The following is an 8,319-nucleotide window of genomic DNA, read 5'->3' as shown; positions in this document are numbered from 1 at the left end:
GGCAGAAGCCATTATGGTGGCAACGGCATTAAAAGCAGGCTCTGCCCTTGCTCATGGAGTAAATGCACTAAATGCTTACGATGAATAAACTGTGCTTAACGAACTGCAGGGCCGATTGTTAGATTGAGTCTAATAATCGGCCCTGTAGTTTTTCATGCCAAGATAAAGCAAAGGTCTTGATAGCATCTTCAAAAATGGCCTTTATGGATTCATCCTCAATAATAGAGAGCATGTATCGATTGACTACATCTGTCATGGTTCCGTTTACATATTCTCCCCATAGTGTTCCTATTTTGGAAGATGTGAGTTTTAACTTATTCTTATCCACATTATTACCTCATGGATAATATTTGCCAATTCACCAATAGATATGAATTCGTTCTTAATAAAAAAGTGTTCAGCCTATAATTTCTGATAACAAACATTATGTTAATTAAAAATGAATAGGATATACATTTTCAAAACATAACATTAAATATTTTCTTTGTTTTGTAATCGCTTTCATTTATACTGAGTATAGGTAGGATAGCATGAGTGGCTGTCACAGTATTTAGCGTAGGTGGGGCTGATACAGGGAAGCAGGGCATATAAGAAATGTCCTTTTTTATTTGAATAAAGTTAATTTATCTCATTATTTAAATACAGATTGATTAATATTAATATCGAAACTTCTATACTTTTTACATAAGAATAGCGCCCAATTAATTGGGCGCTATTTTTGTATAAAAAGATCCATGTAAAAGGTTGCTACCTATAATGCGTGTTATGTTAACAAAGTTATAGTTATGAAATACATAGAGATAAGACTAAGGGATTTGAAATGCAATAAAAGTCCATACATATTATGGGCTTTTATTGTCTAAACTCTAATTCTTATTGAATAATATATAGCAGATAGGGGAGTTGAAAAGTAATTAGTTGTCTAGGTAACGATATAATGTTGTTTTGCTAATCCCTGTAGCTTCTGTAATTTGAGAAATCTTATATTTCTTGCTCCAATACATTTCAAGAGCACGATGAACGTTATAATCCGGTTTCTTTGGACGTCCACTATTTTTCCCTTTTTGCTTAGCTTCTTTTAATCCAGCTCTGGTACGTTCACTAATGACATCATGTTGAAACTCCCCCATACGCTTCATCATATTGAAGAAGATTTTCCCTTCTGAGGTTGACGTATCTATATTATCCAGAACCGATACAAAGTTAATGTTATGGTCAGAAAAGTATTCAATTAATTCAATGAGATGTCTAGTAGAGTCCGCAATGCAATAGAATTTATAAACCATTACGGTATCCCCTTCATTTACATTCCCTAACATATCATCAAATTCCACACGTTTATTTATCGAGTTTGTTTTTTCTTCATATATTTTTTCACAATGACGCTCTTTTAAAGCGTTCAATTGCTTACTTACATTCTCATCGTCACGATATGGACGAGTATAGCCAATGATCACTAAACCATCTCCTATAAGGAAGTTTTCTTTGCATTTTATTATTGTAACAAATTATCGATACCGTTAACATTTGTTTTATTGAGATATTAGGAAATCTAACTAGAACCAAAAAAGAACGTTTTTGGAACTAAAAAATATAGACTTTTACTTTTCTTTCTGTTAAAGTTTTATTTGTTAACAGCGTCCCGGCTTCTATGAGAGTTAGAAGTCACTATTAATAAAATATTAATAAAAATAGAAAGGAGTTTTATGTACCTTAAGAAGATAAGTAATTAGACTACAGTAATTTGCGTAAAAAACAGGAGTATACGTATACTATGGAAAAGGTATAAAAGAGTTCATATATAAGAATAGGGATATATACTCTTTTACTTTTTTTATGGTCTTGAAGTACCTAAAAGGTACATTTATGGTACTTTAAAAAGATAATTTTTCCTAATACAGTAAGGAAGGTGTTTTGATTCAGATGGTAAAAAAACTAAATAGTGAATGGTTTGGAAATATAAAAGGAGATATCCTTTCAGGTATTGTGGTAGCTCTAGCCCTTATTCCAGAGGCGATTGCTTTTTCTATTATTGCAGGGGTTGATCCTATGGTGGGGCTTTATGCGTCCTTCTGTATTGCCGTTGTGATGGCTTTCGTTGGCGGTAGACCTGCTATGATCTCAGCTGCTACAGGAGCCATGGCGTTACTAATGGTGACGTTAGTAAAAGATTATGGAATTCAATATTTATTTGCCACAACCATTTTAACAGGTATTATTCAATTAGTCTTTGGAATCTTTAAAATTGCACGTCTTATGAAATTTATTCCCCGATCTGTTATGGTAGGATTCGTTAACTCATTAGCTATTTTAATTTTTATGGCACAAGTTCCTCACTTTGTAGGAATTTCTACGATGACATATGTATTTGTAGCGATTACATTGGCTATTATCTATATTTTACCACGTTTTACAAAAGCTATACCAGCTCCATTGGTAGCCATTGTTGTCATGACGATTGCAGCTATTGTAGGTGGGTTTCAGTTGAACACAGTAGGTGATTTAGGGGGAATTACACAATCATTACCAATGTTCGCGATTCCTGATATTCCTTTGAATATGGAGACATTATCTATTATCTTTCCTACTGCTTTAGGATTATCTATTGTCGGACTAACGGAATCCCTATTAACCGCATCTATTGTAGATGATATGACAGATACACCAAGTGATAAGAACAAAGAAAGCCGCGGACAAGGGATTGCCAATATCGTAGCTGGTTTCTTCGGTGGTATGGCTGGTTGTGCGATGATTGGTCAAACCGTTATCAATGTAAAATCTGGGGGAAGAGGACGTTTATCGACATTCGTAGCTGGGGTATTTTTAATGTTTCTTATCTTGGTTCTTGGAGACTGGGTAGTGAAAATTCCAATGGCTGCTTTAGCTGGTGTTATGATTATGGTGTCCGTTGGAACGTTTGACTGGTCTTCCCTTCGTACTTTAACAAAGGTACCTTTAACAGACACAATTGTCATGCTTGTAACGGTTATTACAGTAGTAGCAACACATGATTTATCTAAAGGGGTTATTGCGGGAGTTATTTTAAGTGCTATCTTTTTTGCAGCTAAAATATCCAAGGTCGAAGTATCGACAAATGAGTCTTCACATAAAAAAATCTATACCGTTAAAGGACAATTATTCTTTGCGTCTGTTCAAGATTTTGTGGACTCTTTTGCTTTTGAAGGAAAACCAGAACTTATCTTAATTGATTTTTCAGAAGCCCATATTTGGGATGATTCGGCTGTCGCAGCGATTGATAAAGTGGTATTGAAGTTAAAAGAACAAACAAATGCTGAAGTAAGACTAACGGGTTTAAATGATGTTAGTAATAAACTGCTTCAAAAATTAGCAACGTATAATAACCCAAATGCACGACCATCTAATCATTGATAGGGGGACAATGTATGTATAAAAACATTTTATTAGCCGCAGATGGGTCAGAGCACTCTAAAAGGGCTGCTGCACATGCGATACAGTTAGCTAAGTTAGTTCCTGATGCTGAAGTAGAGATTATTTCAGTCCTTGATCTTTCTAAGGTGAAGACAGAGGTTTTGCACAGCGAATTGAAACAGAAGAGACAGCAAGGTTTAGCTGAAATCGAAAACTTGTTTAAACAAGAAAATGTAACATACAAGTTAACGATTGAACGAGGTGAACCAGGCCCAACTATTGTATCGTATGCCAACAAACATGCATTTGATATGATAATTATTGGGAGCCGTGGTTTAAATGCACTTCAAGGAATGGTCTTAGGAGGCGTCAGTCATAAAGTGGCGAAAAGAGTACATTGTCCTGTAATGATTATTAAATAGAGTAGGATTAAGATACAAAAGAACCGGTTTTTCTTATAAGAGAAAGATCGGTTTTCTTTTTATTATTTGAATGGGGATGAATGGCAGTGAAAAAAGGTATGGGGAGATAGGTTCCACTCTATTATGGCTGGATTATTATACTTATTTTAAACCCCAATTTACTCCTAATGAGAAAATCGGGGTTTTTGTTCTATAGGCTAACAATTGCAGCAAGATATACATTTTTTAGATTTTTGAAATCTTATTCTTGTAAAAAATGATTTAATAGATTTTATTGTAAAAGGCATTTGATACCGATAAAAAGATTCATATTTCCACGCTTCATGATTAGCAAAGTTTAATTTATCTTTTTCTTCCTTATTGATAAATCGAGACTCGTAATTATTCTTATTCATAAACAATCTCTCCCTTAGTTTATTAACGGCAGTATGTATTTATGGTGTCTACCTCCGTGTCTTCTTTAGTAAAAAAGAATTCATGTGCGTGATCAACGGGATTCGTAGCAAAAAGTATCTGCTATCCTAAGCAGATACTTTTTGGGTGAAAAGAATCCTCAACGGTCTTTTGACTTTATCAAGTACTTAGCAACATGGAACACAACATTGGTTTTTAGTTTGATGATTAGATGTTCTAAATAAAGCACTCTTTATTAGTGAAGAGATACTTTCCTCTACCAGTGAATTGTTATCTACCTCGTGTAGAGATATTTCATTAATTAAACGTTGTTTCTCTAAAAGTACCAATTCCAATTCATATCTCATTATCAATCACTCCCTTTAATCTAATTTTTATCGTATTAAAATTGAGCAATCAAGAGATGGACCCTATAATAGACTTACTTAGAAGACCAAATCTCACCTTATCTTATTCTGCTTTCTTTTCACTTTCGTTATTTTCACTCGAACAACAGCTATTTTTTTCTTCCTTCACTTCTACAATCTCAACTTGGCAACAATCTTTTACCTTTTTGTTTCCTTTAAAAATTGATAGTAAACCCATTATTATCACCCTCCATTAAAATTCGAATATTAAGAATAAATAGCCTGAAACAGTGGCCATTAGAAACACAGAGACAACAAATGCTCCAACTAACTTCTTGCGGAAGATACTCTTTAACATGATGATTTCAGGTAGGCTTGCGCCTGCTCCCCCAATTAACAGGGCCATAGTTGGAGCAATTGGGAAACCATTAACAAGTAAAGCTTGAGCAATTGGCATCATGGTTGATAAGCGAATATAGAGAGGAACACCAATAATCGCTGCTACCGGAATTACCCACCATTGATTCTGATCTGAAATAAACGTTAAAAAGTTTGTGGGTACGGCCTCTTTAATAATAGCTCCTATGAAAGCCCCAATTAATATATAAACGAGGACTGAGCGCATAAGATCTACCATTTCCTTAACAGATTCTTTTAAGTTTAAAATAATATCTTTTTTTCGAGCTTTATCTTGCTCGGGGAGCACACCTTTAACTACAACTTTCTTAACCTGCTCTTTATAATTATTTTTATCTAAATACCACCCAATAATCATAGAGAAAATAAAAGTAGCAACCGTATAAATAACTGTCACCTTTACTCCATAGATGTAAGCCATTAACCCCAATATCCAAGGATCTAGCAAGGGAGAAGTAAATAAATAAGTCATGGTTGTTTGAAACGGAATGTTACGATTAAGCATAGTAACAAGTAGTGGAATGGTTGAGCATGAGCAGAAAGGGGTGATAAACCCAAGGGCTGCCCCTGCCAAGTTTCCGAGAAAGGGATTCTTACTTCCCATCCACTTTTCAAGCTTTTCAAAAGGAACATAAGCTTGAATAAAGTTAATAAAAAGGGAAATTCCAATAAATAAAATTAATAAGTTCTTACTTAAAGATAGAAATTCTAACAGAACTTTGGTTACAACATCTGGCATAACCATCTGCCTCCTCGATAAATGTATTTCAAAACTATGTACATTATCAATAGTTGTAAATTACAACTATTGATTTTTAAAAAAGGCGAGCTTAACAGCAACTGCTGTTTTGCATAGCCTCTAAAATTAAATCAATACTTTCTAATACTTGCCCACGTTTCTCCTGAGGAACATTAGAAAGGATTTCTTGAATATATACATTCATTTGTCCTGCAATTTCATTTTCGTATTGCTCTCCTTCAGGGGTTAACGTAATGGTAATATACCGTCGATCTGTGGGAGATGGCATACGATTTACTAAATTTCGTTCTACAAGCCCCTGAACATGACGACTTAATGTACTATTATCAAGCCCTAAAGAAGACGATAATTCATTTAAAGATGGGTTTTTGGTACGTTGTACTTCAAATAAGATATGACTTTGGACTAAAGAAACCCCACAGCATTGAGCTCCTTCTTTTTCAAGAAGACCAAAACGCCTAATTAGAATTTGAAGCATTTGACGAAATTGATAAGATTCTTTCCCTACGTCTACGTTGTTCATTATTTATCACCACATTTTATATTTGCTTGTTGAAACAATTGTAAAATACAACTATTTCTATTGTCAATGGTTTTTTATTCTTTTTTCAGAATTTTTAGTTGACTCATCTAGAAATTGATTATATCATCTAAGTAACATATATAAACATTTTAAAGTATATATAGAAAATGTTAATAAAGTTAAGGGGAGTGTTATAAATATGTTAGCCTTAAATCAAACATTAAATTCTCATTTTGAAACATTTTTTAATGAAGCTATTGAAGGAGGAACATTACCAGAAAGGGAGAAAGTTGTAGCTATTCTAACTTCAGCTACTTTGTTAAATGATCAAAAGATATTGAAAAATGCTGTCTTAACAGCTAAACAATTAGGGTTTACAAAAGAAGAAATCGGACAAGTAACGGCTATTGCTATCGCTGTAAATTCACAAAGATTAAAGGATTCAGTTGAAATCAAGACAGAAAGCTCTAACACTACAACATCTACTTGTTGCCAATAAGGAGACAGTCTATGAACAATCCATTTATTATTTTAGTTAGCCCAAGGGATAACGAAGTAAAACTTGTTCAAGAACTTGGTTATAGAACTATTTTATTGAGAAAAGAAATTGCATTCGATGAAGTTTTTGAAGTGGATATACCTGTCGAAATAGACTTGAATAATGAAACCTTAGTATTGGAAAAGTGTTTAGAATTAGCTAATAACCATGATATTGCCTCTGTATTTACTATGAATGAATATCGTATTCCATTAACATCTAAAATAAGTGAAGTCCTACAGTTAGATTACATGTTACCTTATGAAGCAGCCAACGCTTGTAGGAACAAAAAATTAGCTCGAAAACGATTAAATGAAGCTGGCGTGGGACCAGTCCAGTATCATCTTGTTACTTCTCAGGATGATGTGGCATCTAAAGTTCAGGACAGTGATTTCCCTCTTATCGTCAAACCTTCTAATGACTCAGGTAGTAAAAATGTTTATTTATGTAAAAACCTTCAAGAAGTATCAACAGCTGTTCAAAATATTTTGCAGGGTGCAGAAAATATTGTAGGTCAAACCATTGATTCAGAGGTCCTTATTGAAGAATTCTTAGAGGGACCGGAATTTAGTGTGGAATCTGTTACAGTCCATGGTCGCACTACCATTATAGGAATTACGAGAAAAGTGGTAACTCCTTATCCTCTTTCAATTGAAGTAGGGCATGATTTTCCAGCTCAATTAAGCCCTCATCAGGAAAAAGATATTGAAAAGTTAGTCATAGAAAGCTTAAAGGTGATTGGTGTGGATTTTTGTGTTACTCATACTGAAGTTAAGCTAACAGAAAAAGGACCAAAAATCGTTGAGATTAATGCTAGACCTGGTGGAGATGAAATACCAGAACTCGTTAAAGCCGTTAATGGCATTGATCTTAAAACATTAGCTTTCTACGTTACCTTAGGTAAAGGAATAGATGATCTCTTACTATCTTCATCCAGTGCTTCTTCTGCGTCCATTCGCTTTCTTCTTGCTAATAAGGCTGGTAAAGCCTTATTTGATGAGAACTTTCACTCACCTTATATTAAAAAGAAGAAATGGTATATTCAAAAGGGTGATGTAGTTCCAAAAACAGAAAGTAATTTTAATCGTTTAGGATATTTTATTGTCTATGGGAATACAGAAACTTCTTCATTTGAGACCGCAAATTCTTTACAAAAATCTTTAGATGTAACCATTCAACAACCTTTGGAGACTTAAAAATGCTTACATACTATGAGAGTAAACTTCGTACTCTTGGTTATAAAATGAGATTGGAAATTATAAAAGAAATTTATCATCATAAAGAATTGTGCGTCTCTGATCTACAAAGAACGTTTCACATTTCCCAGTCCAAACTTTCTTATCATTTAAAGCAACTTTTTGATGCTGGATTTATTCTGCGCTGTGAGAGAGGAACTTGGTGTTATTACCAAGTGAATGATGAAGAAATTAAGCGTATAATCTCTCCATCACTTTATGAAGAGATTATAAAAAGACAGTGAGTTAAAGGTGAATATACCCCTGTCAAGT

General features: G+C 34.0%; 9 protein-coding genes and 1 pseudogene. 5 read left to right on the top strand and 5 right to left on the bottom strand.

The features are described from left to right. Positions 1–169 precede the first annotated feature (169 nt). Both MOC86_RS21065 and MOC86_RS21060 read right to left on the bottom strand, forming a co-directional pair. Positions 170–328 (bottom strand): annotated as a pseudogene (locus tag MOC86_RS21065) (DUF3231 family protein); the annotation flags it as partial. 586 nt (positions 329–914) lie between these two features. Then, positions 915–1,457 (bottom strand): recombinase family protein, encoded by a 543-nt coding sequence (locus MOC86_RS21060; protein WP_268585943.1) that lies wholly within the window; start codon positions 1,455–1,457, stop codon positions 915–917. Positions 1,458–1,923: 466 nt separating this feature from the next. Here MOC86_RS21060 and MOC86_RS21055 point away from each other — a divergent pair, with 466 nt between their 5' ends. Together MOC86_RS21055 and MOC86_RS21050 are read left to right on the top strand one after the other, a co-directional pair. Then, the gene (locus MOC86_RS21055) at positions 1,924–3,390 is read left to right on the top strand and encodes a SulP family inorganic anion transporter (protein ID WP_268585942.1); all 1,467 of its coding nucleotides are present in this window, start codon (positions 1,924–1,926) and stop codon (positions 3,388–3,390) included. A 14-nt stretch (positions 3,391–3,404) separates the two neighbouring features. Further along, entirely contained in the window at positions 3,405–3,812 is a 408-nt protein-coding gene (locus MOC86_RS21050) for a universal stress protein (protein ID WP_268585941.1), read from the top strand. Between the two features lie 864 nt (positions 3,813–4,676). Here the strand turns inward: MOC86_RS21050 and MOC86_RS21045 are convergent. From MOC86_RS21045 to MOC86_RS21035, 3 genes are all read right to left on the bottom strand, one after another. Continuing rightward, the gene (locus MOC86_RS21045) at positions 4,677–4,811 is read right to left on the bottom strand and encodes a hypothetical protein (protein WP_268585938.1); all 135 of its coding nucleotides are present in this window, start codon (positions 4,809–4,811) and stop codon (positions 4,677–4,679) included. 15 nt (positions 4,812–4,826) lie between these two features. Next, positions 4,827–5,729, bottom strand: a complete 903-nt coding sequence (locus MOC86_RS21040; RefSeq protein ID WP_268585937.1) for a permease — start codon at positions 5,727–5,729, stop codon at positions 4,827–4,829. A 91-nt stretch (positions 5,730–5,820) separates the two neighbouring features. Next, entirely contained in the window at positions 5,821–6,273 is a 453-nt protein-coding gene (locus MOC86_RS21035) for a MarR family winged helix-turn-helix transcriptional regulator (protein ID WP_268585936.1), read from the bottom strand. Between the two features lie 199 nt (positions 6,274–6,472). Here MOC86_RS21035 and MOC86_RS21030 point away from each other — a divergent pair, with 199 nt between their 5' ends. From MOC86_RS21030 to MOC86_RS21020, 3 genes are read left to right on the top strand one after another with little or no spacing between them, the layout of a single operon-like run. Continuing rightward, complete coding sequence (locus MOC86_RS21030) at positions 6,473–6,772, top strand: carboxymuconolactone decarboxylase family protein (RefSeq protein ID WP_268585934.1); 300 nt, start codon at positions 6,473–6,475, stop codon at positions 6,770–6,772. An 11-nt stretch (positions 6,773–6,783) separates the two neighbouring features. Then, the gene (locus MOC86_RS21025; RefSeq protein WP_268585933.1) at positions 6,784–8,007 is read left to right on the top strand and encodes an ATP-grasp domain-containing protein; all 1,224 of its coding nucleotides are present in this window, start codon (positions 6,784–6,786) and stop codon (positions 8,005–8,007) included. A 2-nt stretch (positions 8,008–8,009) separates the two neighbouring features. Beyond that, positions 8,010–8,291, top strand: a complete 282-nt coding sequence (locus tag MOC86_RS21020) for an ArsR/SmtB family transcription factor (protein WP_268585932.1) — start codon at positions 8,010–8,012, stop codon at positions 8,289–8,291. The last annotated feature ends 28 nt before the right edge of the window (positions 8,292–8,319 follow it).

The organism is Priestia endophytica (assembly GCF_026790145.1).
Lineage (GTDB): Bacteria > Bacillota > Bacilli > Bacillales > Bacillaceae_H > Bacillus_I > Bacillus_I endophytica_A.
Note: the sequence above shows the minus strand (reverse complement) of the source record. Positions and strands in the feature narration are given on the sequence as shown.